At 48.7% G+C, this 25,090-nt stretch carries 24 protein-coding genes; 8 read left to right on the top strand and 16 right to left on the bottom strand.

Annotated elements, in window-relative coordinates:
* Positions 1 to 125 precede the first annotated feature (125 nt).
* The 4 genes from ACFQZT_RS07290 (at position 126) to ACFQZT_RS07275 (ending at position 3,510) form a co-directional block, all read left to right on the top strand.
* On the top strand, positions 126 to 1,073 hold the full coding sequence (locus tag ACFQZT_RS07290; protein WP_379298147.1) for a DMT family transporter: 948 nt from the start codon (positions 126 to 128) through the stop codon (positions 1,071 to 1,073).
* On the top strand, positions 1,070 to 1,504 hold the full coding sequence (locus tag ACFQZT_RS07285) for a PaaI family thioesterase (RefSeq protein ID WP_379298145.1): 435 nt from the start codon (positions 1,070 to 1,072) through the stop codon (positions 1,502 to 1,504). The genes ACFQZT_RS07290 and ACFQZT_RS07285 overlap by 4 nt, the downstream gene beginning before the upstream one ends.
* A gap of 84 nt (positions 1,505 to 1,588) precedes the next feature.
* Positions 1,589 to 2,770 carry an MFS transporter gene (locus tag ACFQZT_RS07280; RefSeq protein ID WP_379298143.1) on the top strand — a complete coding sequence of 394 codons (1,182 nt, stop codon included), beginning with the start codon at positions 1,589 to 1,591 and terminating at the stop codon, positions 2,768 to 2,770.
* 257 nt (positions 2,771 to 3,027) lie between these two features.
* Positions 3,028 to 3,510 (top strand): GNAT family N-acetyltransferase, encoded by a 483-nt coding sequence (locus ACFQZT_RS07275; RefSeq protein WP_379298141.1) that lies wholly within the window; start codon positions 3,028 to 3,030, stop codon positions 3,508 to 3,510.
* A gap of 468 nt (positions 3,511 to 3,978) precedes the next feature.
* Here the strand turns inward: ACFQZT_RS07275 and ACFQZT_RS07270 are convergent, their stop codons facing one another.
* Genes ACFQZT_RS07270 through ACFQZT_RS07245 form a run of 6 tightly spaced genes read right to left on the bottom strand, consistent with a single transcriptional unit; the run spans position 3,979 to position 9,609 of the window.
* Positions 3,979 to 4,740: a DeoR/GlpR family DNA-binding transcription regulator gene (locus tag ACFQZT_RS07270; protein ID WP_379298139.1), complete on the bottom strand. Its 762-nt coding sequence runs from the start codon at positions 4,738 to 4,740 to the stop codon at positions 3,979 to 3,981.
* 45 nt (positions 4,741 to 4,785) lie between these two features.
* The gene (locus ACFQZT_RS07265; RefSeq protein WP_379298137.1) at positions 4,786 to 5,808 is read right to left on the bottom strand and encodes an aldose 1-epimerase family protein; all 1,023 of its coding nucleotides are present in this window, start codon (positions 5,806 to 5,808) and stop codon (positions 4,786 to 4,788) included.
* An 11-nt stretch (positions 5,809 to 5,819) separates the two neighbouring features.
* A complete protein-coding gene (locus ACFQZT_RS07260; RefSeq protein WP_379298136.1) occupies positions 5,820 to 6,368 on the bottom strand; it encodes a D-lyxose/D-mannose family sugar isomerase in 549 nt (182 codons plus the stop codon).
* On the bottom strand, positions 6,365 to 7,594 hold the full coding sequence (locus tag ACFQZT_RS07255; protein ID WP_379298135.1) for a carbohydrate kinase family protein: 1,230 nt from the start codon (positions 7,592 to 7,594) through the stop codon (positions 6,365 to 6,367). The genes ACFQZT_RS07260 and ACFQZT_RS07255 overlap by 4 nt, the downstream gene beginning before the upstream one ends.
* 2 nt (positions 7,595 to 7,596) lie before the next feature.
* Positions 7,597 to 8,754, bottom strand: coding sequence for a Gfo/Idh/MocA family protein (locus ACFQZT_RS07250; protein ID WP_379298133.1), 1,158 nt, complete (start codon positions 8,752 to 8,754; stop codon positions 7,597 to 7,599).
* A gap of 21 nt (positions 8,755 to 8,775) precedes the next feature.
* On the bottom strand, positions 8,776 to 9,609 hold the full coding sequence (locus ACFQZT_RS07245) for a class I fructose-bisphosphate aldolase (RefSeq protein WP_379298131.1): 834 nt from the start codon (positions 9,607 to 9,609) through the stop codon (positions 8,776 to 8,778).
* A 251-nt stretch (positions 9,610 to 9,860) separates the two neighbouring features.
* Here ACFQZT_RS07245 and ACFQZT_RS07240 point away from each other — a divergent pair, with 251 nt between their 5' ends.
* Together ACFQZT_RS07240 and ACFQZT_RS07235 are read left to right on the top strand one after the other, a co-directional pair.
* Entirely contained in the window at positions 9,861 to 10,271 is a 411-nt protein-coding gene (locus ACFQZT_RS07240; RefSeq protein WP_379298129.1) for a MarR family winged helix-turn-helix transcriptional regulator, read from the top strand.
* A 112-nt stretch (positions 10,272 to 10,383) separates the two neighbouring features.
* On the top strand, positions 10,384 to 11,223 hold the full coding sequence (locus ACFQZT_RS07235; protein ID WP_379298127.1) for an SDR family oxidoreductase: 840 nt from the start codon (positions 10,384 to 10,386) through the stop codon (positions 11,221 to 11,223).
* Positions 11,224 to 11,594: 371 nt separating this feature from the next.
* On the opposite strand, the gene ACFQZT_RS07230 is transcribed toward ACFQZT_RS07235, so the two are convergent.
* On the bottom strand, positions 11,595 to 13,325 hold the full coding sequence (locus ACFQZT_RS07230; RefSeq protein ID WP_379298125.1) for a hypothetical protein: 1,731 nt from the start codon (positions 13,323 to 13,325) through the stop codon (positions 11,595 to 11,597).
* A gap of 335 nt (positions 13,326 to 13,660) precedes the next feature.
* Between ACFQZT_RS07230 and ACFQZT_RS07225 the strand changes: the two genes are divergently transcribed.
* Positions 13,661 to 14,206 carry a glutathione peroxidase gene (locus tag ACFQZT_RS07225; protein ID WP_379298123.1) on the top strand — a complete coding sequence of 182 codons (546 nt, stop codon included), beginning with the start codon at positions 13,661 to 13,663 and terminating at the stop codon, positions 14,204 to 14,206.
* Between the two features lie 20 nt (positions 14,207 to 14,226).
* On the opposite strand, the gene ACFQZT_RS07220 is transcribed toward ACFQZT_RS07225, so the two are convergent.
* The 6 genes from ACFQZT_RS07220 to ACFQZT_RS07195 are packed head-to-tail and all read right to left on the bottom strand — an operon-like array spanning position 14,227 to position 20,765.
* The gene (locus tag ACFQZT_RS07220; protein WP_379298121.1) at positions 14,227 to 15,504 is read right to left on the bottom strand and encodes a peptidase; all 1,278 of its coding nucleotides are present in this window, start codon (positions 15,502 to 15,504) and stop codon (positions 14,227 to 14,229) included.
* A gap of 33 nt (positions 15,505 to 15,537) precedes the next feature.
* A complete protein-coding gene (locus tag ACFQZT_RS07215) occupies positions 15,538 to 16,722 on the bottom strand; it encodes a thiolase family protein (RefSeq protein WP_379298350.1) in 1,185 nt (394 codons plus the stop codon).
* A gap of 19 nt (positions 16,723 to 16,741) precedes the next feature.
* Positions 16,742 to 17,404: a 3-oxoacid CoA-transferase subunit B gene (locus ACFQZT_RS07210; RefSeq protein ID WP_379298119.1), complete on the bottom strand. Its 663-nt coding sequence runs from the start codon at positions 17,402 to 17,404 to the stop codon at positions 16,742 to 16,744.
* Complete coding sequence (locus ACFQZT_RS07205; protein WP_379298117.1) at positions 17,389 to 18,087, bottom strand: CoA transferase subunit A; 699 nt, start codon at positions 18,085 to 18,087, stop codon at positions 17,389 to 17,391. The genes ACFQZT_RS07210 and ACFQZT_RS07205 overlap by 16 nt, the downstream gene beginning before the upstream one ends.
* Before the next feature lie 16 nt (positions 18,088 to 18,103).
* Positions 18,104 to 19,471: an aspartate aminotransferase family protein gene (locus tag ACFQZT_RS07200; RefSeq protein WP_379298115.1), complete on the bottom strand. Its 1,368-nt coding sequence runs from the start codon at positions 19,469 to 19,471 to the stop codon at positions 18,104 to 18,106.
* A gap of 25 nt (positions 19,472 to 19,496) precedes the next feature.
* Positions 19,497 to 20,765, bottom strand: coding sequence for a Glu/Leu/Phe/Val family dehydrogenase (locus ACFQZT_RS07195; RefSeq protein WP_379298113.1), 1,269 nt, complete (start codon positions 20,763 to 20,765; stop codon positions 19,497 to 19,499).
* Positions 20,766 to 20,996: 231 nt separating this feature from the next.
* Between ACFQZT_RS07195 and ACFQZT_RS07190 the strand changes: the two genes are divergently transcribed.
* Positions 20,997 to 22,637: a PucR family transcriptional regulator gene (locus tag ACFQZT_RS07190; protein ID WP_379298111.1), complete on the top strand. Its 1,641-nt coding sequence runs from the start codon at positions 20,997 to 20,999 to the stop codon at positions 22,635 to 22,637.
* A 69-nt stretch (positions 22,638 to 22,706) separates the two neighbouring features.
* Here ACFQZT_RS07190 and ACFQZT_RS07185 read toward each other — a convergent pair whose 3' ends face one another.
* The 3 genes from ACFQZT_RS07185 to ACFQZT_RS07175 all read right to left on the bottom strand — a co-directional run bounded on the left by ACFQZT_RS07185 (position 22,707) and on the right by ACFQZT_RS07175 (position 25,084).
* Positions 22,707 to 23,528, bottom strand: a complete 822-nt coding sequence (locus ACFQZT_RS07185) for a creatininase family protein (RefSeq protein WP_379298109.1) — start codon at positions 23,526 to 23,528, stop codon at positions 22,707 to 22,709.
* Positions 23,525 to 24,208, bottom strand: a complete 684-nt coding sequence (locus ACFQZT_RS07180) for an amino acid ABC transporter permease (RefSeq protein ID WP_379298107.1) — start codon at positions 24,206 to 24,208, stop codon at positions 23,525 to 23,527. Before ACFQZT_RS07180 ends, ACFQZT_RS07185 begins: the two co-directional genes overlap by 4 nt.
* 75 nt (positions 24,209 to 24,283) lie before the next feature.
* Positions 24,284 to 25,084, bottom strand: a complete 801-nt coding sequence (locus tag ACFQZT_RS07175) for a transporter substrate-binding domain-containing protein (protein WP_379298105.1) — start codon at positions 25,082 to 25,084, stop codon at positions 24,284 to 24,286.
* Positions 25,085 to 25,090 lie beyond the last annotated feature (6 nt).

The following is a 25,090-nucleotide window of genomic DNA, read 5'->3' as shown; positions in this document are numbered from 1 at the left end:
TACCGGAAACTCACGCCTTCTGTTCTAGAACTTTAAATCTGTTCTACTCACCTTCGTTTATGATGGGAAAAAGGAGGTTCTGATCAAGTCCGCTGGAAAATCCGCATATCACAAGAAAGAAGGTTTTGAGTATAAACAGAAACACTTTACTAACGGGTATCACCTATTGTTTGATTCCTGTGCTGGCGTGGGGAGGTATGTTTCCCGTCATGCAAGTTGCTTTGAAGGTTCTCGATCCGTTCTATTTCACAACGATTCGCTACATATGGGCTGGCCTCATTCTTTTGGGAATGCTGATCGTTTTCGAAGGGAAGAACGTTCTCCGATTGGAGGGGAAATCGTGGAAGTTATTGTTTTTTGGCACTGCTGGGTTTTCCGGCTTCGGTTTTCTTACCTTTGTCGGACAACAACTCAGCGGACCGTCAGGCGCAATCATTGCCTCCGTTATCATGTCGTTAATGCCACTAATGACGACGTGCGTAAATTGGGTTATGAATAAAAGTAAACCCAAGCCGTCTACTTTTATTTCAATTTTCATTGCGCTTTCAGGCGCACTGCTAGTCATAACAAATGGAGATCCCTCCCTAATCGTTCAAACCAAAGAGCATATTGGCGCCAGTCTGCTGATTATGCTTGGTGCTCTATGCTGGGTCGTCTATACGATGGGTGCCAGTCAAATTGCAGGCTGGTCTCCGCTTCGCTACACCGCTTTGACAACGTGCTTCGGATCCTTGATGAATATTTTAATCGTGCTGTCGGCAACGGTTTTTGGAGCCTTGACGATGCCAAGCGCGGAGAGGATCGGAAGCGCAGGATCGGAACTGCTGTATATGATCTTGATCGCAGGTGTACTTGCCGTGTTCACATGGAACGTCGGCAATAAAATTTTGAAGCCGGAGAACGGCATGCTATTTATGAACATCGTCCCTGTTACAACAGTCACGATCAGTGCCCTCCAGGGCGTTGAAGTCGGAAGGTTGCAGTTTGCAGGGACCCTCATCGTGATTATCGCGCTGGTGATGAATAATTTGATTCAGAGACAGAGGAAAGTAGCAGGTGAATATGCAAAATGACCATTCTTGAGCATTATCGGAAAGTGCTGAACGGAGAATTGGAGCAGTCTCCCGTTGAGCGCCTTATGGGACTGAAGCTAATTAGCGTAGAAGAGGGCGAGGCCACGTATGAAATGCAGGCTTCGGAACACCACGCGAATCCGCAAGGCACATGCAACGGCGGCATCATCGGCATTCTTGCCGACATGGCCATGGGCATTGCCTACGGCTCTACCTTGCAAAAAGACGAAACCTTCACCACGATCGAGATGAAAGTAAACTTTTTTAGACCTGTGTGGAACGCCAAAATAAAGGCCCATGCTACGCTGTATAAGCGAGGACAAACCATCGGGTTCATCCAATGCGATATTACTGACGAGAACGGTAAACTCATCGCTCATGCCTCAAGCACTTGTATGACATTAAGGGGCGATAAGGCGCAAGGCAGGTAGGCCCGCAGGACATGCCCATGAAACGATCGGTGATGGCTTCAATGACTCGCTGTTTATCTCATGACAGGAAGGGTGCAGTATAGCATGAAAAAATTAACAGCATTATTATTCCTCATCATGTTTGTGATCGGTACCGATACATTTTTGATTTCTCCGCTCATCCCCACTCTTCAGAGTTTGTTTCATATCTCGACCGAGTATTCCGGTTGGATGGTGGGAGCCTATGCTTTAGGTTATGCCGTGTTTGCACTGATTGCCGGACCGCTTTCTGATGGATGGGATCGAAAAAAAGTAATGCTTTCCGGTATGGTTTGCTTCTCGGTTTCAACCATTTTATGCGGTTTTGCCACAGGTTTTTGGTCGATGTTTGTATTCCGTTTTTTAGCCGGAGTCAGTGCAGCATTTACAGCGCCTCAAGTCTGGGCATCCATTCCTGCTCTGTTTCCTGCGCCAAAGATCGCCAAAGTATCAGGAATCGTAATGGCAGGCTTGGCTGCTTCCCAAGCGTTCGGCATACCTATTGGAAGCCTGCTTGCTGCAACCCATTGGTCTTATCCTTTTTTTACAATCGGTGCAAGCTCGTTATTGGTGGCGATATTCATCCTTTATGTTTTTCCCGAAATGAAACCGAATCAAGACCAAAGAGGCAGTATTCCTATATTTAGAAGATACGTCCCACTATTGACAAGCCGAATAGCGAGAAGATCTTTCCTGGCTCATTTCTTATTTCAATGTGGATTCTTTGCTGCCTTTTCTTTCATTGGAAAATGGATGACGGACCGCTATCACCTTTCGATTGATCAAGTGGGGTACGTGATGTTTTTCCTTGGTCTTGGAAATATGGTCGGGAGCATTAGCGGTGCTTATGTGATCAAAATGTTGAACCGTTTCAATACGATGGTTGTGGGCTTTCTTGTCTCTATTGCATGTTTTATTGCTTTGCCTCACCTTCCATCGGTTTCGGCTTTCGAGGGTGTATACTTTTTAATATTTGCTAATATGGGAATCGCATTTCCGCTGATTTTGGGACTGCTGAATTCGTTAAATCCGACAATCCGTGGCACGATCTCAAGCTTGGCCAATTCGATCATGTACGCTGCGACAACACTCGGCTCTTGGATCGCAGGCTTGATTTATGCGACTTTTAACGGTTTTTCCGCCGTAGGCATTTTTGCAGCTATTTGCTTTGCCGGTTCGTTGCTATCTTTTATATTAAGTGGTATTTTGACTATTCACTCGAAAACAAAAAAGGGACTTGCATCATAAATGCATTGAAGAAATTCAACATACTAAGGATTAGTGAGAATGAATTTGATTTTCTAATACAAGTGGTGACGAACTCTCCACCTTTAGCTTGCCCTCATTGTGGACGCATAGCGAACCTCTACAAGCTTCAAAGTGCCCCCCGTTATTCGTGAATCGGAAGAAACAACTCTGCTTGGTATTGATATTTCCACCATAAATTCCGAATACCCGGTTTTTTTTACAGTGAAAGTAACCTTTACAAGAGGAGGAAACATAGCATGCTTGAAACAGTGCTCACGATCACTTCGATGCAGACGCCCGAAGAAGCTCGGGCCTTCAAAACACTTAACGAGGAGTGGATCTCCCGAATCTTCACCATCGAAGAGGCGGACCGGGTAATCCTCGATAACCCAGTGGAGAACATCGTGAACAGAGGAGGAGACGTACTTATCGCACGCGACAGCAATTCGATCGTTGGATGCGTTGCACTCGTGCCAACTGGGGCTGGTGTGTTCGAGCTCTCGAAGATGAGCGTTACACCCGAGTTGCGGGGGCGCGGATACGGACGGAAAATCATCCATGCCGCCATTAACAGCGCACGCGGGCTTGGCGCAACATCGCTCTTTTTGGGCAGCAGCACCAAGCTACCGAACGCCGTTCATCTTTACGAATCGATGGGGTTCAAGCACGTTCCTGTTGAGCAGATCGGTCCCATGCCCTATGTAAGAGCGGATGTGTTTATGGAGTTGGAATTAAAGTGAATACGGAGACAAAATTATCGACGTAGACGTTCTGGATTTAACGGGTGACGATAGCACAATTTAAGCAGCGGGTCTAAGACTTTATTTTTCAAGTCGTGCATACTAATTTCTACAGGAAAGGAGATCCAAATTCAGATAGGAAAAGCTATACCTTGAAGCGAAAAAAGGAAGAACTTGAACTTGCTCTTCAAGGCTATGTAAACCCTCACCAACGTTGAAGCAGCCCATTCCGTTGCTGCATCAAAGAACTTTCTCGGAGCGATGTATAGACGTACAGCTGCTCGAAAAGGTAAAAAACGAGCAGCAATAAATGTGGCCCATGCTATGTTACGGATTGCGTTTTATCTTTTAACTCGTAAAGAAATGTATGTAGATCTATGTGAAGATTACTTTGACAAACAGAAGCAACAATCTATTGTAAAATATGCCGTTCGCTGCCTATTTTTCCGTTCCAAAAGGGATTATCATTCATGAGCCTATCAAGATTTCTACAGATGCTTCCTTCAAGGCAATGCCTAGCTCCTCATCGGGAAGACCATCCGTAATGATACGATGAGCGGCGTTCAGTGGGGCAAATGAAAACAGATCCTGTCTGCCGAACTTGGTTACGTCCAGGACGATGTTCACTTCCGCCGCCCGTTCGATCGCCAACTGCTTGATTTCCGCCTCATGCATGTTCGAGTTGCTGAAGCCATGCCTGACGGTCACCCCCGTAGTCCCGATGAACACGCGGTTGAAAGCCATTTTGGCGATGGCATTAGCGGCAACAGGCCCAACCAAGGTTGACGTATTGTCGAGCATTGCGCCCCCGATCACAATCGTCGGAATTCGCTTGCCTTGCAGTTCGGCAGCAATATTCAGCGCATTGGTGACAACGGTGATATTCCGGTCCGGCTGCAAATATTTCGCTACCTGAAGCGTCGTCGAGCCGCCATCCAGAAAGATGGAATCTCCAGATTCCACAAGTTGTGCCGCTCGTTTGCCGATGCGCATTTTTTCTTCAATTAATACGCTTGTCCGCTCATGCAGAGCGATATCTTTGCCCAGCAAAATCGCGCCGCCAAACGTACGGCGTATATAGCCCCATTGTTCCAGCTTCTCCATGTCCCTACGGAGGGTCATTTCGGTTACTTGGAACATTTCTTTCAGCTCGGCGATTTTCACCTCGCCGTCTGGCGCCATCCGGTCCAGTATTTGCTGTTGGCGTTGGTTCAGTTGATGATGCGGCATGAGAACCCCCAGTTCTTTCTTCGATGTCTCTATTATCCCAACATCTCATTCAAGGTTCAACCTGATTTCATAGTTAACGGTTTGCCCCGGTTCCAGGAAGAAGAGCGATCCCCACTCACGCTCTTTCCGTCTGCCTTCAACGAGGCAATTCGCAGGCTCAATGCCCAGCACATGTGTGCCGGCTCCCGGCATTTTCCATTGGATGAGCCTTGGCAGCGTCTCTGCCGACCATTGCAGCGAAACCCGCACTTTTCCCCTGCCTGAATGGAACGGAAAATTCGGGTTCTCAATTTGCACCCATGGTTTCTCGTTGCTGTCATGATAGTAAACACGCTCTCGATAACCGGCATCCGGGGCCTGCCAAGCTTCATATCCTTCGATCGGCATTTCACGCTCGCGCGCTTTCACCTGTGTTGAATGGAACTTGACCGTTGTTTCTTCGCTTAACAAAGGGAAACCGAAGTTGAAATGATACAGCATCATATGCGGACAACACTGAAAGCCCATATTCCGCACCTCATCCTGAATATGGATGGTGTTCTGCCCCAAGCGGCTGCGGATCTGCCTCGTCATCCGTAGATGACCGCCGAAAATGGCCGTTTCCTCGACAACGCCGGAAATGCGCATTTCCATCTCATCTTCGTGCCAGCTGCTTTCCGCTGCTACCTGTTTCGCCGGCGTATGGTGCACCCGGCCATGCAGCCCGAGCCTCTCGTCTTCGTCTTCGCATGGGGAGCCGACTTGCATCAATCCGCAGGTCATTAACAGGCCACCCGATGCCGTTCTCAACCAGCCGTTGTCCTGCGGCTCATAATAATGAGGATGCGCGTCCCCGTTACCGGATTGCCAGCTGATCGACGCGCCGTGGTACTCGGCCAGAGAGATGTCTAGTCCCTTGGTCGGCGTTACGTAATAACTAAGCCCCGCTCCCGTGCGAACCTGAATCTGCTCAACACCTGCTTCATTCCCTTCGACGCCCATGAATCGCCGTATACCGGCAATTTGCTCGATCCGGCCTACTCGCGCTTCCAATTCGCGTCTCGTCCATTCTTTACCGTAGAGATTCATCTCACCTGGCCCTACTCATCTTCCCGAATGACCGGCATCCGCTCAATTCGCGGATCCGAAAAAATATCATACTCGTCCCGGCTCATACTGGAAAACTCGGAAACGACCGCTCCCTCATCGCAGGCCTGAAACCAGTGCTTAACGCCAGGCTGGATCGTGTACTGCTCTCCCGGCAGTAAAGCTATTTCATGAAATACCGTGTAGTAAGCTTCGCTGCCCGCCGGCAAGCTCGCTTGGATCGACGGAGCCGCTTCTCCCTCCACATACAAAAACACTTTCCCTGCCCTGCAGCGGAACGTTTCCATTTTGCCAGGCTCACCGCCTACGGGCGGGTGCAAATGCTCGGGGCAAGTCTGATTCGGGAACAAGACTAATTCTTTGGCGCAATATCGGTCTGTATTGACATACGTAACGAGCTGCAACCCCTGAATTTCAAGCTGGCCGAGCCCGAACCCGGCGACTTCAATATGTCCGATTTCATGCGCAGTCAGAACAATACCGCTGGCCTTTAAAATCGCCGCCGTCTGCTTCTGAGCCTGGCTGACTTCACTTCTTTTCATCCGGCATCCCTTCCCGTCTCCTGCAATTTATGATGCGGTCCTACCCACAGCTGCTGTTCATTCAGCGTCCAATCCGTTATTTCAAGCTTCATCTCCCGCTTGGCCCATCCCCTGCCAATTCGGCTGAGAACGTCCGACCAATGGGGAATGCCGCTAGTCGCATCGGCCTGTTCCACATTGAATGCACCAACCGCTACTGCAGCATGAAGCGTTTCCTCCATGGGCAAGCCTTGCATGAAGCCATATAGAAAGCCTGCAATCGTACAATCGCCGGCTCCAGTGGTTCCCTTCACAACTACCTCGTAGCAGGAAGTAATGAATTCGCAATTGAGCCAGTTGGCGCGGAGTTCCGGAGCAGGAGCGCAAAGTCCCATTGCAGATAGACGGCCTTCATCCGAAGTCGTGCGGACATAAAAGCCGTGTTCACCTAATTTAAGCGCCACGATAGCCGCTCCCATTTTCAGTAACTGATCGGAGAGATCGGATAACAACGTTCCGCTAGCGTAGGGCAGCAAGTCTCCTGAAGGAGCCTCTTTCAACAACTGATGATAGCGCTCTCGTTCCAGCATATAGAGAATTTCCTCGAAACTGGGCATAAACACATCCACATATGGGAGCGTTTGTTCAAATATCGCCCGCCAATCGGCTTTCCCCGCATCCGACTCCGGGTCCGGCTTCGCCAAATCGAGGGATACGGTCAACCCGCTGTCCTTAGCTTTTTTCAATAATAGAGCCAATTCAGCGCCGTTATTCTCATACATCTTCCGCATTAATGGCGGGTATCCAAAATGAAACAAGCGCGCTCCTTCCAGTTGTTCGGGACTCAAGTCTGCAGCCGAATATGTATCGTTGGCTCCGGTTGAATGCAGGAAAGTGCGATCCACATGAGGTGGGCTGATGACGATGGAGTAAGAGCTATGCTCATTTTGAGACACGATCATGCCATCGGCTAACGTAGAGCCATGCTGCCGCAAAACCGTCAGGATGGCGTTGCCGAACTGATCGTCCCCGACTTTCCCCATCATTTTAACGCGGCTGCCCAGGCGGTGGAGCGCTATCCCCGTATTGGAAACCGCGCCCCCCGTCGAAATTACGGCAGGACCTATATCAACCAGTTTACCTGGTACAAATAAGGCGTCCATCCCCGACTGTTTCTCATAAATCGTTGGTATAATATCCAAACAGATGTGTCCGGCCACGATCACTTCCGCATCGGTACGACTCAAAGTTATTCCCTCCAATTGATCGGAATAGTCTGTCCTGTCCGGTTAGATTCCAGTGCAGCTGTGAATACTCTATGGCTGTCAGCAGCTTCTTCGGGGGTTGCGCAATGGAAAGGCTGCTGAGTTTCATGGCCATGCGCAAGCTCATCACAGAAGGCTGCCCACATTTGGAGAATGGAATCCGAGAAACCGAACTCAAAAATACCACCGGTAATCGTACCATAAGCCGATTTATAAGGTGCATCCATCACATGCCATGCTTGAACGCCCCCCGTTGTATAAGGCAAGGAAGCGACCTGCTTGGGATTTTTGGTGGAAAATTCCGCAGAGAATTCCGTCCCTGCAATCCGGATAAACCATGTATTCGCATGGCCCGGGGCGATACGTTTGGTCGATAGAACCATAGGGAACTGCTGGTCTTCCATTTCAACATCGCAGGCCAGGATCGCATTGTCCCAAGTCTCGCAAGGTACCAAAGTGCCTTGTGCATCCGGCCGTTCCGGTACAATTTTAGATAATAGCGCTCTTACCGACTTCGGCTTCCATCCGAAACGCATCGGCAGATGCAGGACATGCATGCCTAAATCCCCCATACAGCCATATTCGCCATTCGTTGCAATTCGCCTTTTCCAATTTATCGTTTTTGTTGGATCCAGATCGCTGGAATGCCAGAAACCCGCTTCGACTTCAATGATTCGACCGAATTTCTTTTCTTGAACCCATTGATAGATTTGCTGCGCTCCCGGGAAAAACGGAAATTCAGAGGAGCATCGAACAATGACGTTAGGATTTTTCTTCATGGCTTCTTGGATAGAACGGTTCGCCTCTTGATCGATGCCGAACGGCTTTTCTCCAAGCAGATGCTTGCCTGATTCGATAATGTCGATATAGATCTGCGCATGAAGATTATGCGGGACGGCACAATATATTGCGTCTATGGACGGATCAGCAAGCAGTTCTTTGTAATCCGTATAAGCCGCTTCCACACTTGCGACATTTTCTTGAAACCACTGACTTGCTGCAGCATTGGCGTCGCAAACCGCGACGATTTTCGGTTCGAAATCAACATGTGTGAGATGACACCAACGGGACGCCGCACTGGCAAACTCTTTCCCCATTAACCCGCAGCCGATCACGCCAAAGCGAATGATTGTTTTGGACATTTCCAAGTATCCCCTCTCGAACTATTGTGATAATAACGCCAGTGCCTGCTCTTCAGAGGCTCCATGGTGTACGATGGCCATCAATGCTTTAGTCATGCCAGCCGGATTAGGGTGTTGAATGACATTACGTCCATACACAATACCTGAAGCGCCTTGCTTCATTAATTCAACGGTACGGCTCATAATTTCTTCATCGCTGGCTCTTCCGCCGCCGCGTACAAGGACCGGAACCCCCGAGGCAACCTCGATAACGCGATGATATTCCTCTACATGATCGCAGGGATCCGCTTTAATCACATCTGCGCCCAATTCGACAGCTTGCCTGACGAGCGGCATGATCTTGTTGATATCGCCATCCACCATATAGCCGCCCTTTACTTCATTAGCGAGCATAACCAGCGGTTCCACCATGAGCGGCATGCCGTATTTTTCACATTCGGTTTTGAGTAAGGAAACATTTTTCACACATTGATAATGAAGTTCAGGTTGATTAGGGAGCAGCAAAAGATTCACGCATACGGAAACCGCATCCATCCGAACGGCATGTTCGATCGCCTTGTCAATCAGTTCGCTGAACAAATATCGCGGCAGCACATTGCCATAAATATTGGCTGCGTCCGTGCGAAGGACAAGCCCTGGCTTCTGACCGCCTGGAATCGACTGGAGATGCCCGGCCTGCCCTATGCTTAATTGAATGCAGTTCGGTCCAGCCTCAGCAATCGTCGCGATCGCTTGCTTCATATTTTCGATACCGGACAGAAACGAAATCTCATTAAAAAAGCCATGGTCGATCGCCACATCAAAGCATTTGCCTTGTGCGCTGAACATGCGGTTTAATCTTGGTTTTAAGGACAAACTGATCATCTCCTCGGGTAAATGTTGTTTTGTAACCTGTAATGTTTGTTTATAACATAATAATAAGTGCATTTGTAACATCTGTCTACAGTAAAATATCGAATTTCCTCTATGCCTGATCGGGGAATTAAGAAGCTTTGAAATGCAAAAAAACCAGCAAACTCAAGGGTTCACTGGCCTGGTAGATATCTTTTCCTTCGGCAACTTGCTATAATGTATAGCAACTAAACAGAAATAGAGGGATTGCTACGATGGAGGATACACTTTTCATAACGGCAAAATTTCGTGAAATCAAAAATTCGCTCACCTCTTACCTGACGCAGGTACTTCCGAATTATGAGATCTCACCCATCATGATGTACACATTGGAATTTTTGCGTAAAAATCCGGATTGCATCGCCGTCCAAATAGCTAACGAATTCGGCCTGACCCGCGGTGCGGTTACACAACTGCTGGACAAGTTGGAACAACAAGGCCTGGTTATGCGGATGCCTCATCCGACAAGCCGAAGAAGCCAGCTTATTCATGTCACGGCACAAGGGACTCAGCTCATAGAATCGATTCTCCTTGAGTATAATAATCGAATCGTACAACTTTTCAAGCCTTTTGACGCTGGCGAACTCAGCTCACTTAGAAAGCTCCTGGAAAAGTTGCCACTCTAAATCCACCATGCAAAGCGGTGGTTTTTTCTTTTTCCGCTTGACTATTTTGTTTAATAATTATATTGTTTAGTTATTAAACAGTATTCATTTTAAACATAAGGAGCGTTCATACATGAGTAAAATTATTGCCATTACTGGCGCATCATCAGGAATCGGTTTATCTACAGCATTGAAGTTGGCGGAAAAAGGGTGGATTGTTTATGCAGGAACACGTCAAATTGAGCGTGATCGTGCCCAGTATGCCGAGCGCGGTAATCTTCATTTCGTGGAAATGGAAGTGACTGATCCAGCATCGCTGCAGCGAGTTTTCGATCAAATAGATACCGAACACGGACATCTGGATGTTCTCTTTTGCAATGCCGGCTTCGGTTATCTACGCTCGCTAGGTCAAGCGGATCACGCGGATATTGAGCGCGTTTTTGATACGAACGTCTACGGCGTCATGCACACGATCCGCGCTGGACTGCCTCTGCTGCGCAAAGCGGATTCAGGCCATATCATTGCTACGACAAGTGTTGGCGGGCTAGTTGGACAACCATTCAACGAAATTTACTGTGCCAGCAAATTCGCGATCGAGGGATTGCTCGAAAGCTTGGCGACTTATTACAAGCCTGCTTTTAATATTGACGTTACTTTGCTTGAGCCTGGCGCTATTGCCACGAACTTTAACAGCACGGTTATGAGCCAAGTCGAACAAACCGGCGGCATCCTCAATGATGAATACAAACCAATGCTCAATAAGTATCTGGAAACGTTCCGGAGCCGAAACTCCGTCCCGCAAACTTCAGACTCTGTGGCGGACGTGGTTTGGGACCTGCTTCAGATGGAAACAAAACCTTTGCGCATCCGTACGTCCGAAGCCGCCGAAGCTTTTGTCCGCTTTAAAGTGCAGAACGATCCGACGGGTCTTGAGGGTATGTTGAATACGCGTAAACTACAATTGAATTTGTAACATGTTCCGTCATGTGAGAAAACGACCATGAATAAGAGGCCAACCAGTATACAATGGTTGACCTGACCTAGTAGCACGAAGGGGCTGTCCCAGAAGGTCTGAATCGACCTGAGGGATAGCCCCTTTATAACTTCTCAATCCAAATGGATTGGGTATTGGAATTTATCCAACGAAAATCGTTCCTTGGAACTTTTGGCGAACATCCATTGGATTTCATCCAGCCATTTTACTGGGTGGAAAGGCAATCGCCTTCTTTTGGGCTGAATCCATTGGATGTTTTCCAACCAATACCCTGGAAATCTCTCCAATGTTTCTTTCCTACTGTATGAAATCCAATGACTACTAGTGTTCTTTTGTACGACGCGATCGTATCAGTTAGTGGTGAGCAGTTTGGTCACTGCCGAAGCATAATCCGCTTTAAGCGCTGCGGCGCCTTGTTCCGACAGCCCGCCGGCGGTCACGAAGCCGTTGATCTCTTCATTCGCATGCCGGAGCAGCTTGAGCAGCAGCGAATCGGCGTCAACACCTACGGCTTGCGCCAAGCTCTTCCCTCCCGCCAAGCTTTTCAGGACTTCGTCGCTCTTGGTGTCCGTCACTTGGGCGGCATCGTCGACGATTCGGTCCAGCCGGTCGGTCAAGTACTGCTTAGCGTCAACAGGGGCTTTGTAGTTCCCAGTCGTGACGGCGTCATTGAGCAGTCTGTAAGCTTCGGTCTTGGTCGCTTGTTCGTCCTCCTGCGCAAGCCAGCCCTTCTGAACAGCGGCATCCAGGAACGTGTCGATATGCGACTGAAGGGCACCGGTCAATTCGGCTTGATCCACGGCCGTTGCTTCGACAAGCGTCTGTCCGGCAGCCAGCTTGCCACGCAGATCCGAAACAGCGACGCCTGCGTAACCTGCACTGTCAGCAACAATGGAGCGGATGCTCTCGGCTGCGAGCGCCGTGCGGCTTGTTCCTGCTGCCGCCTGCGTTCCGTACCCGTTCGTGTTTATCGCTTTTTGGAGCGCATCCGCAGCGTTTTTTTCTAATTTTGTCAGAAGTTTCACCGACAAATTGCCTGCTTCCCATTCGTTCTCCAGCGCCTGATCAACGTCAGCCGTCAACTGAGAAGTCAGATCCGATTCGGCCATCCCGGATGCTGTAGTCAGATTTTGACCGGCAGCAAGAGCGGACTGGACATCGCCTGCGTCTTTGCCCGCGAAGACAGCTGCCTCTTGGATGATGGAAGCCGGATCGAGTTTATCCGCCAGCAGCCGCTGCCCGAATTGTTCCATCCACGGCGTAGTTGCGGGATCGTAGCCTTTGGTATTCGCCGCGTCCCATAATGCCGAAGCCCCGTCTTTCTCTGCTTTTTCCAATTGGTCCGCAGGGAGCGATCCGGCTTTGACAGCCGCCTCCAGATCCTGATTCAGCAGCGCTGTCAATACATCGTTCAAGGCGGACGCGTCAAGCCCCGAAGCTTCTACCAGACTTTTGCCGTCCCGCAGCGCCTTGCGCAGATCAATACTACTAACCCCCGAGGGTACGGAAGCGTCATCTGCAAGTGTGGCTAACCGGTTATGTAGGATGGCGGATCCGTCCGATTGAATAGCCGCCGTATGGCTTCCCGCAGTCCACTTGCTGCTGACGAGGTCGGCAATGCGCGGGCCAGCCGCATCTTCCAAAGCCGAAGCCTCTTTCGCCGTCAAGTTGCCTGCCTGCACCTCGTTAGCCATATCCTCGGCGAACATCGTCTTCAGCTTCCCAATCAAATCCGATGCATCTAGCTGCGATGCTGCCGTCAAAGTCGCACCCGATGCGAGCGCATCTGCGAAATCGTCGGATTTTTTGTTCGCTGCCCCCTCGGTGTGAATGTCCAGCTTGTTCAGCCAATCGTTCAGCAGCAAGCTGCTATAGTCTTTTGCTGATCCCGCTGTCTGTGTACCAGCCTGCGCATCTGACGTTGACACCGCCGCGCCTGCAGCAGACGTTCCCGTCGCAGTTGCCGCTCCGGTTCCCGTTCCTATTTCCGCCGCATACGCCGAATGTACCGGAAGCGCCGCACCGCCCGCCCCTGTTACCAGTAACGCCGCTCCCATCAGTACCACTAATTGCTTTCTCATCCCAATCTCCATCCTTCCACTTCGATCTCTTTGTCAGTTGTTGCTTACAAATGGAAGTATAGAGTCGTTTCCTGAAATTGACATGAAGCCGCCCTGAAAATTGGATGATTTTAACTTTAAAATGAGCTTAAAATCCGCTGAACGAAAGCTGAAAATGTTGCAGTCGGGCAAAATTTCGGCAGTACTCCTTGATCGGCTGCAGCTCCGGGATCGGAATAGTGGGACTTTTTGCTATATTGGTTTTACCTATTAAAATTATCCTAATTATATATTAGACCAATAGCCGTTTGTTGCCATAGTATGTATTTATAATCATAACGAGGAGGAAGGTTCTGATGTCTATTTATGATTTTCAGGTAAACTCAATTAACGGTAAAGGAGTTGAATTGTCAATTTACCGTGGCAAAGTTCTCCTTATTGTCAACACTGCCAGTAGGTGCGGCTATTCCAGCCAATTCACCGGGCTTCAAAAGCTTTACGAAAGTCACCGTGAGCAAGGGTTTGAAATACTCGGTTTTCCTTGCAACCAATTCAACGAGAAAGAGCCAGGGAGCAACTCGGAAGTACACGAATATTGTGAGAGCAACTTTGGAGTGACGTTTCCGTTATTTGAGAAAATGGAGGTTAGGGGACCGTCTGCTCACCCTTTATTTCAATATTTAACGTACCAAGCGCCATTTCAAGGTTTCGATACTCAGACCTCAGACGGTCAACGGATGCAGGATTTTCTGCAGGAAAAGTACCCGGACCTATACGCCGGTGACGGGATCAAGTGGAATTTCTCAAAGTTTGTGATCGATCGAAACGGCAATGTTTTCGGAAGATACGAAACAACAACGGAACCATTTGACTTAGAGTCGGTTATTAAATCGCTTCTTTAATATTGTTATCACGATTCCATCTAATGGACTGTGTCCGCCGCACCACACCAATGAATTAACGTTAATGCGATAATTTCGGCAGCTTCTATCATAGTATCCAAGACGATATATTCATTAGGATAGTGCGCGACCTCAGTAACCCCCGGTCCGAAAACGATCGTCGGTGTCTGTCCCACTCGAGAGAGCAAGCCGCCATCCGTTCCCCATGGAGAGGCTTCAATGACAGGTTCCGCTTCGGTTACGTTGCGGTATTGATCGACCAATATGTTCATAAGCTCATGCCCCGGATCTATGGTTCCGGGAATCCAGCGGGCGCCGTACCATTCCAATACCGGGGGGTGTTCTTTCATCCACGGATCCCGCTCCGATAATTGCTTCAGCGATTGCTCCATTTCGTTTTTAGCTTCCTCGATGGTTTCATCGGGAGCAACACCCATCCGTCCTTCCAGCGTAACATGGTCGGGTACAGAGGAAGGCCAGTTTCCTCCCTGAATGACCCCCACGTTAATCGGAATGGGAATTGGGGTATTGCGATATAGAGGATCGGTAATTCTGGCGTTACGACGTTCTTCCAGTTCACGTATATGGGTGAGGACAAGCATGCTTTTTTCTATCGCGCTGACTCCCTCATACCGGGTCCCCCCATGTGCGGATCTGCCCTTGACATGAATACGAAACCACATGGAGCCCTGCTGTTTCGGGAATATTCGCATGCCGGTCGGCTCGGGAATTAATGCCGCATCCGCTTTGTACCCTTTCAGAGCGGCTGCCAACGTTCCCGCACCACCGCTTTCCTCTTCGACGACGCTCTGAAAGATGACGTCGCCTTTCAACTGAAGCCCTAACTCCTGAATCGCTTGAATAGCAAGAAGAAGAGCGACATTACCTCCTTTCATGTCCGTTACTCCGCGACCGTACATTTTGCCGTCACGGATGACACCGCTGTAGGGGTCGTCCATCCACTGCACCCTGTCGCCTTCCGGCACAACGTCCACATGCCCGTTCAAGATGATGGATCTGCCTCCTCCGGTTCCTTTCAAAAGTCCCACCACGTTTGGGCTTCCCTGAAAATTGTCACGTGAAGAGCAAAAGTAGGGATGTGATCTTAATTGGTCCCCGTCCAATTCCCAAGAGTCGACTTGCAGTCCCAACTGATGCAGTTTACGGGCAACCAAATCCTGAACATCGGCTTCATTGCCTTGCGTGCTTGGCGATTGAACCAGATGCCCCAGGAAGGCAATGCCCTCGTCTTTATGGTCCAGCATCCATTGCCGTATCCGTCGTTTGAGTTCTGACATTTTCTTCACGCCCTTGTCCTGAATTTCCGACTCTTACATCGTGCTTACATTCTCATAGATCACGGCGATTCCCATTCCGCCTGCCATACACAGCGAAACCATTCCGTACTTGACTCCGGAACGCAGCATCTCGTGCATCAGAGTAACCGTCAGCTTGGCCCCCGTCGCTCCTACGGGATGGCCAAGCGCGATTGCGCCCCCGTTGACGTTCACCCTTGCCGGATTCAAGTCCAATTCCCTTATAACCGCCAGAGCTTGAGCGGCAAACGCCTCATTGAGTTCGATTAGTCCTATATCTTCCAATGTGAGCCCGGCTTTGTTCAGAGCCTTGCGTATCGCCGGCACCGGTCCGATGCCCATCACGTTCGCGTCCACACCAACGCTGGCAAAAGCTTTCACTTTCAATAACGGCTTCATTCCATGCTGCTGCGCTTTTGTATCTGACATGAGGATCAGTGCGGCAGCCCCGTCGTTCATCGGACACGCATTGCCTGCCGTAATCGTTCCAACTTGCTTAAAAGCCGCCGGAAGCGTTCCAAGCCTCTCCAGCGAAATATCCTGACGAATCGACTCATCCTGAGCGAAAATGTGGGTTCCCTTACGTTCTTTAACTTCCAGGGGTACGATCTCCTGGGCAAACTTGCCGTTGCGAACCGCTTCGATAGCCTTACAGTGGCTTTCGAAGGCGAATTGATCCTGCTCTTCCCTGGTGATTCCATACTGCTCGGCCAAACGCTCGCCCGTCATACCCATATGTTCATGCCCCAAGGAACAAGTTAATCCATCTGCGAGCAAGGCATCCTCCATCTGGATATGTCCGAAATGATTGCCCCAGCGGTTCTTCACCAAATAAGGGACGTTGCTCATGCTTTCCACACCGCCGGCAACGATGATATCCTGCTGACCGGCGGCAATAGCTAGAGCTGCATTGGTGATTGCTTTCAGGCCGGAACCGCATGCCTTGATGACGATATAGGCCGGAACTGTACTGGGGAAGCCTGCGAGCTGCGAGCTGATTCTTGCCGAATTCAATCCCCCGCCATGTACGTAACCATGTCCGAAGATGACTTCATCGATCTCTTGTCTAGACAGGGAGGTTCGTTCCATTATCCCTGTCAGAAGTTGACGTCCCATTTCCGCAGCGGGCATATCCCGCAATGATTTCCCGAAAGCTCCCACCGCTGTTCGGACTCCCGCAACAATCACTACCTCATTCAGCATCATCAATGCCCCTCCCTTATTCAATACTTGTAACTACGTCAGGTACAATTAACTTCGCGTTTGTATGCCTGATTACGTCTTCAACCGTGTGGGGCGCCATGACTTCCCGCAAAATCAAACCTTCTTCGTTCACTTCCATAACCGCCATTTCCGTAATGATAAGATCTACGCAGCCTTTGGCCGTTAGCGGAAGCGAACATTGCTTCAATATTTTCGATTCGCCTTGCTTATTAATGTGATTCATCAGGACAATCACTTTTTTCGCTTTTTGCGCCAATTCCATCGCTCCGCCCATCCCGGGGACCCGTTTACCCGGAATGATCCAGTTAGCCAAATCCCCGCTTTCGCTCACCTCAAGCGTCCCCAGGATGGTGATATCCACATAGCCACGGCGAATCATGCCGAACGCGGTTGCACTGTCGAAATAGGAAGCTCCGGGCACTACGGTTACCGGAAATCCGCCGGCGTTGCAAAGTGCCGGGTCTTCCTTTCCCCGATAAGGGCTGCTGCTTGTGCCTAACACACCATTTTCCGCATGAAACAGGACGTTGATGTGATCCGGAATATAATCGGCGACCAACGTTGGAATACCGATCCCTAAGTTCACGATCATGCCATCTTCAATCTCCTCAGCCGCCCTTTTGGCGATTCGATAACGACTGTCTACTCCCATGCCCATTTCCAGTTCACCCCCTGACTCTGGACGACCATATCGACAAAAATTCCCGGAGTAGCGATACATTCCGGATCTAGTTCACCCAGCGGGACGATTTCATCAACCTCTGCAATGGTGTAAGAGCCGGCCATGGCCGCCAATGGATTGAAATTACGGGTGCTTTTGTCATAGATCAGATTTCCGTAGGGATCGGCTTTTTTGGCCTGAATGATGCTTACATCCGCTGTTAAAGCCGTTTCGACCAGATACGCTTTGCCGCCGATGAGGATCTGGTCTTTCCCCTTCTCCGCAATCGTGCCCATTCCGACATCCACGAAAATGCCGCCTAATCCTACGCCGCCTGCCCGGATACGTTCGGCTAAAGTGCCCTGCGGACAGAACTCCACTTCCAGCAGGCCCTCGTTCATCAACATGCCGGCGTTAGGATTGGAACCGATATGGGAAACGATGACCTTCTTTGCCCGGCCCGCCGTTACCAACCGGCCGATTCCGATATCCGGAAACCCGCAATCATTGCCGATCAGCACCAAATTGCGAACACCTTTATCTAGGATTCCCTGAATGAGCGAGGGCGGGCTGCCAACCCCGCCGAATCCCCCGTACATGAGGACGCAGCCATCATGGATATGCTGAAGCGCGTCATCCAGCGCAGCTATTTTACTTCGTTGTTTTACCACTGTCTCCATACCGGAATCCTTCCTCCTATGGGGTCTGCCTGTTTTCCAAATGGCCTTCTGTCTGCAGCTCGTTTTGAATTTCAATAATGGCGCTTTCCAGCAGTTGCACCAAGCAATCAATCTGCTCTCTCGTTATAATCAACGGCGGAGATACAATAATCGCATCTCCTGCCACTCCTTCAATGCCGCCAGACGCCGAATAAACCAGCAGCCCCTTCTCCATAGCACGTTTAATGACGCTTGCCGTCACACCTAGCGATAAAGGAAATAACCCCTTTGTTTGTTTGTGCGAAACAAACTCAAGACCAAGCAAAAGTCCTTTCCCCCGAACATCTCCGACGATGTCAGAGCGGTCGGCAAGCATCCGTAATTGCTCCATGAGGTATTTCCCATTCTCCTCGGCAGCACGGACCAACTGATGTTCTTCCAAATATGCCAGAACAGCAAGGCACACTGCTGCAGATTGCGGGTTGGCGCTGTACGTGTGCCCAGCCATAATGGATCTGGAGCCGTTCATAATCGGCTCCATCACCCTCTCGCTTACCAAGGTGGCCGCCATTGGCGTATAACCTGCACTCATGCCTTTGCCGAGTGCGATGATATCGGGCACAACTCCCCAATGCTCCATCGCAAACATCTTTCCGGTTCTTCCAATACCCGTCATGACTTCGTCCGCTATGAACAGGATGTCATACTTATCGCATATACGTTTAATTTCCTGATAGTACCCGTCCGGCGGAGTGACCGCTCCTCCGGAAGCGCCGATAACCGGTTCGGCGATAAACCCGGCAACGTGCTCCGGACCGATACGTTGGATCGAGGTTTCGAGCTCTTTGGCACACATCAGATTGCATCCCGGGTACGTGTCTTTTAAAGGACAACGATAGCAATAAGGCGCAGAGACGGAAGGATAATCTTCCAGCAGCGGGACAAATCGTTTTCGGCGCTGTACATTGCCGGACATAGATAAAGCGCCCATGGTTATGCCGTGATAGCTCATCCAGCGGGAGATAAAGCGATTTTTACGCGCCTCGCCTTTCTCCTGCCAATATTGGATGGCGACTTTCATAGCAGTTTCCGTAGCTTCCGAACCGCTGCTGACAAAAAACGACCAATTCAAATCTCCCGGCGACAATTCACTTAATTTCATGGCCAGTTGTTCTGCAGGCTCATTGGTGAACTGTGATCGATAGACAAAAGAAACCTTACTCGCCTGGGCCATCATCGCTTCGGCAATTTCCGGAACACCATGGCCGATGCTTGCAGTAACGGCGCCGGAAGAACCGTCGATGTATTCCTTTCCGTCCGTATCGTAGAGGTAAATCCCCTTCCCGTAGGCAACCGCGGGATAGTTTGCAGACAGAACAGGTTTAATAAGATGTGTGCGCTCCATTTCAGTCCCTCTCTTTACAATTGAATTAAACCCAGCCTCTCCATCTTGCCGCTTCCGTTAATTTTCTCAGCCCCGCCATATAAGCAGCCAGTCTCATATCCACCTTTGTATCCTGAGAGATTTGATAGACATTGCGAAAAGATTTGCTAAGGATTTTTTCCAGTTTTTCATTGACCTCTTCTTCGGACCAATAATAGCCTTGATTGTTTTGAACCCATTCAAAGTAAGAAACTACGACTCCACCCGCACTGGCCAGAACATCCGGAACAATCAGCAAGCCTTTTTCCGTTAAAATTTCCGTTGCCTTCATCGTAGTCGGCCCATTCGCGGCCTCTATTAATATTTTCGCTTTAATCTGCCCGGCGTTCTCTTGAGTAATTTGATTTTCAATCGCTGCGGGAATCAGAATGTCACAGTCTTGAATTAGGAGTTCCTGATTGGAGATCATGCTTCCAAACAAGTGAGTTACCGTACCGAACGAATCCCTTTTGTCCAGCAAATAATCGATATCCAAACCATCCGGCTGGTACAAGGCCCCATTTGCATCGGAAATGCCCACCACTTTAGCACCCGCGTCATGCAGGAATTTGGCAAGGAAGCTGCCCGCATTGCCAAACCCTTGAATAATCACCTTGGCACCGGCCAACTGTATTTTTGCCACTCGCAGCGCTTCGCGCAGGACGATGGTGACACCTTTGGCCGTAGAGGAATCCCTGCCTACTGACCCTCCTAATACAAGCGGCTTGCCTGTAATAAATCCCGGTGAATCAAACTCGCGGATTTGACTATATTCATCCATCATCCATGCCATAATTTGCGTATTGGTATATACATCCGGAGCCGGAATGTCTTTAGTCGGACCTACAACTTGGCTAATCGCCCGCACATATCCGCGGCTTAAGCGCTCTAATTCCCTTTCGGACATGGCTCGCGGATCGCACCGAATGCCTCCCTTGCCTCCGCCGTATGGCAGATCGGTCAAGCCGCATTTGATACTCATCCACATCGACAATGCTTTTACTTCTTCCTCGGTGACTTCCGGATGAAACCGAATACCGCCTTTGGTCGGTCCTACTGCGTCATTGTGGTGCGCGCGATAACCGGTATAAATCTTAATTGACCCATCGTCCATCCTGAGCGGAATCCGAACCGTTAATAAACGAAGCGGTTCCTTCAAAAGCTCGTAAAATGGTTCTTCATATCCCATGTGTTCTAACGCCTTTTTAATGACTTGCTGAGTCCGATCAAAAACATTCATATTCTCTGATTTTCTCTCCACGGTTTTTGTCACCATCTTGTTTGACCCTCCAGCTTTTGCGGATTCAAGCGGCTATGGAAAAAGTGCTCGTATTGAAAGCGTCTACACCTCTATCTTAATGCAGTTGCCATCTCTCAACCATTCGCCGGATGCATCCAAAAAATAAGATTATATTTGTACATCATGTATAAAATCCAATATTGCTCTAAGCAGTTTTCCATGTTATAAATGACACAAACAACTACGTATCCAAAGGAGAACACATCTATGGGTATTAGCATTTATGAAGCCCTTCAGCTTCCCGTCATGTCGCAAACGAAAATGGTGGCGGGATTGGACGGTATGAACAATATGATTAAATGGGTTACGATTGTCGAAGTGATTGAAGATATCGACCGGCTGCAGGAAGGCGAGTTCCTGATTACAACAGGCTTCGGACTGATGGAAAGCGAAGAAAAGCGGAAGCAATTCCTTCTGCTACTGGCAGATAAGAAATTATCGGGAGTAGCGCTGTATACCGGATTTTATATCAGCGAGATTCCGCAATCATTTATTGATGTGGCTAACGCTTCCGCGCTTCCGTTGATCGAAATCCCGACTAATATTAACTTTTCCATGATTACGAAAGCAATTTTGGAGCAAATCGTAAATAAACAATTCCGCATGTTCGAACATTCTATTAATATCCATAAGGAATTCACCCAACTTGTACTGGGGAATCAAGGCATACAAGCGATTACCAAAACTCTTTCCCGGCTTATCGGTGGAAGTGTAATTTTATTCAATCCAAACAGGTTGCTTCTCAGCGATCATTTGATACATGAAGATATAAAAATAACAGACAATGATACGCTCTTCATTCATTCCGAACGAATCCACTTGCCTTCGGCTCACGAGACAATCCAATCGGTCAGCACAAATAATCCCTTCGCCTTGTCTCTTTATCCCGTAATCGCCAATCATATTAATTACGGATGGATTGTAACCGTTAAAGAGAAGCATACTTGGCAAGAGATTGATCAAATAGCGATTGAACATGCGGCAACGGTCTATGCCATCGAGTTTCTGAGACATAAAGCGATAGAAGATACCGAGAATCGCCTGCAGGGCGACTTTCTGGATCAGATCATCCACACTAATTTTACTAACCCTGCAGAAATGATGGAGCGCGGTAAAAAACTCGGATTCGACCTGACTATGAACCCGGCCATTTTACAAATTAAAATCGAAAACATGCCGCCTCATTTCGAACGTGCTGCCTTAAATGAGATGTTGGAGCAACTTTATCAACTTGTGCGCCAGATGATGAAAAACAAAAATTGCCCGTTTTTTTTACGCAACCGGTTAGACGGATGCATGGTCCTCATGGAAACGAATGAAAGCGCTCAATTCTCTTCAAAAGAATGCGCATTGGCCGTATTGCGGCAAATTGAAGAAGCCTGGAAGCCTATTTATCCCAAATTCCCGCTTCGGATTGGTATCGGCAGAAGCTACAATGACCTTTCACGTTTACCCAAAAGCGCGCAAGAAGCTAATTATGCTCTGACATTCTCCAAGTTGCTATATAAGCCTACAACGGTAACCCATTATGATGATTTGGGCCTTTATCATTTCCTGATCCAAATGCAGGATTTAGGCATGAATTTCCGGGAGTACTCGGAAACCCATTTGGGCGCATTAATTCATAATAAACGGCAAAGTGCTGACATGATTCTTACCTTGGAAGCTTACTTGCATAATAACCAGAACATTCATCATACAGCGTCGGACTTGTATATTCATCGCCATACGTTGAAGTATCGGCTAAACCAGATTGAAAAAAAAACCGGATACAATCTGCAGTCTCCAGAGCATCGTTTTCATTTGCTTTTGGCCATTATGGCCTATAAACTGATCGCGGAACAATAGCTGATGTCCGGCAAGCCAGCCTTCTTCGGAAGGCTGGAAGATCGGCATGACTTGCTTTCACTGCCCGATTTACAAATGGCTGACTCTGGGGTGATGCTCCCTATTTTTGAATAGATGTATAAATTCCACTAGCCCGTCTACTGCCGCTTCCAGCAAGAGCTCTCCTTTTTCTTTCGTCGCTTTAGTGGGGTCGCCGAGTGTTCCCGTCTCGGATATCGCGCTCCAATAAGGCATCATAATCACCGGCTTTCCTTCGCCCGGCCCGATAAGATCCAACCAAAAGTATTTGGATGCGGTGAATTTGTCCAAATCCCGCACAGCTTTATCCATTTGAACCAAATCCTCTTTAATGGCAAGATACATCGAAGTTTCCAATTCGCAAGCGTGGTTCATCCCCCCGGGACTTTCCGATTCCCTTACCTTTCCTACACACTCGATCAATGGTTCCAAATCCCAATGAGAGATAGAAGCGCACATGACGTCCGGATAGGCCAGAATCGTTTGGCGGGCTGCGACCTGCAGCAAGGATACGTTGCTTCCATGTCCGTTCATGAGAAGAATTCTTTTGAATCCTTGATGCGCAAGACTTGAACAAACATCGACAACGTATCGGATAAAGGTTTCAGCGCTTATCGATATCACGCCGGGGAAATCCATCTGATGCGGAGCGTAGCCATGATTGATCGGCGGAATGACCACCATCTGATCCGGAATCTTTGCGCCTGCCCGAACGCACACTTCATTCGCCAAAACCAGATCCGTGTCCACAGGCAAATGATGCCCATGTTCCTCAATCATCGCTACCGGCACAACAGCTACCCGATCTTCTTGAATCACTTGTTTGATCTCTGGCCAAGTCATTTCGGCAAACAGAAATTTATTCGTACTCATTTATTTTTCCTCCCGGATTTTAATATTTGCGTACTTTTGGAATGAACATCAAGCTTCACTTCCAATTTGTTTACAAGATAAGTAAAGATCATCACAAGAACAAGATAGTACACCCCGACCACCAGGTAAGTTTGCAATTGTTTAAAATTCGAAGCTGCCTCGCTTAAAGCCGATCCCCACAGGTCCGACATGCCGATATAAGCGACTAGCGAAGACTCCTTCAGCCCATTGATAAATTGATTTCCAAGCGGAGGAAGGGCGCTTTTGAATGCCTGAGGCAAAATGATCCGTCTCATTGCAAGCGGATACGTCATTCCCAAAGAACGAGCAGCCTCCATCTGACCGCGATCAATAGATTGGATCGAACCGCGGAAAATTTCCGCGATATAAGCGCCGCCATGAACAGCCAGCGCCAATACCCCCGCCCAGAACTGCGATAGCAAAACGAAATTGGATATCCCAAAATAAAGAACGGCGATTTGGACAATGAGCGGCGTGCCGCGAACGACAGTAATATATACAGTAGCAATAAAACGCAATATTTTACTTTTGGAAAGACGGAAAAAGGCAAAAACAAGACCGATTGCACTTCCTATAAGTAGAGAAAATAGGGTGATTTTTATTGTAAGCAGTGATGCTTTCAGAAAAATCCCGTAACTTGCTGCAAAAATATCTAGCATGATGTCACCTCATAATAGGTTATAGCTGCAAATAAAAGGATGCTGTGTTCACATCCTTTTATTTGTTTGCAGCATTTATTTAAGAATGTTTGTTCCGAACCATTTCTCGCTAATCTTCCCGTAAGTGCCATCCTTAATGATTTCGTCCAATGCGGCATTGAGCTTATCCAGCAGCTCCTTGTCCTCTTTTCGGACTGCAATTCCCGCTTTCGATGAAGTAAGAGGCTCGCCTACCAATTTAATCTCAGCGGCATTCTCCTTCATCATTCGCAAACCCACTAGATCATCTGTAATCACAGCATCCACCCGGCCTGTCGGAAGATCCATTAGCGCCGTTAAATCGCTATCATATTCGGTAAGTTTACTGCTGTCCGTCAGATTTGTCGCCAATCCTTTGAATAGACTTGCCTTAAGAACACCGATTTTTTTCCCTTTTAATTCCTGAGCCGATTTAATTTCATTATTTTTAGCGGCTATAAACACTTGCGCGCCGGAATTGTAGTACGGCTTAGTGAAGCTGACCGTCTTCTCCCGTTCCGGTGTTATGGCCATACTTCCCAATATCGCATCGTACTTGCTTGAGAGCAGGCCTTGAATGATCGTTTCCCAGGGATTTGTAACAGGAACCGGCTTCATATCCATTTTCATTGCTAAAGCAGTTCCGATTTCAACGTCAAAGCCTACAAGTTCCCCATTTTCCTTAAAGTTGAAAGGCTTGTACAACCCGCTCATGGCAAAATGAAATTCTTTTTTTGGCGCTGTTTTATTGCTGCTGTCACCAGTAACGGCAGTCTTCTTCGTATCGGTAGAACCACATCCGGCCAGTAAAACAGCCCCTACAACCACAGAAAGCAAAGCAACGGACCATTTCTTCATGTAAAC

Origin of the sequence: Paenibacillus sp. GCM10027628, assembly GCF_042676385.1 — a bacterium.
GTDB lineage: Bacteria > Bacillota > Bacilli > Paenibacillales > NBRC-103111 > Paenibacillus_E.
This window is presented reverse-complemented; position numbering and strand designations above follow the sequence as displayed.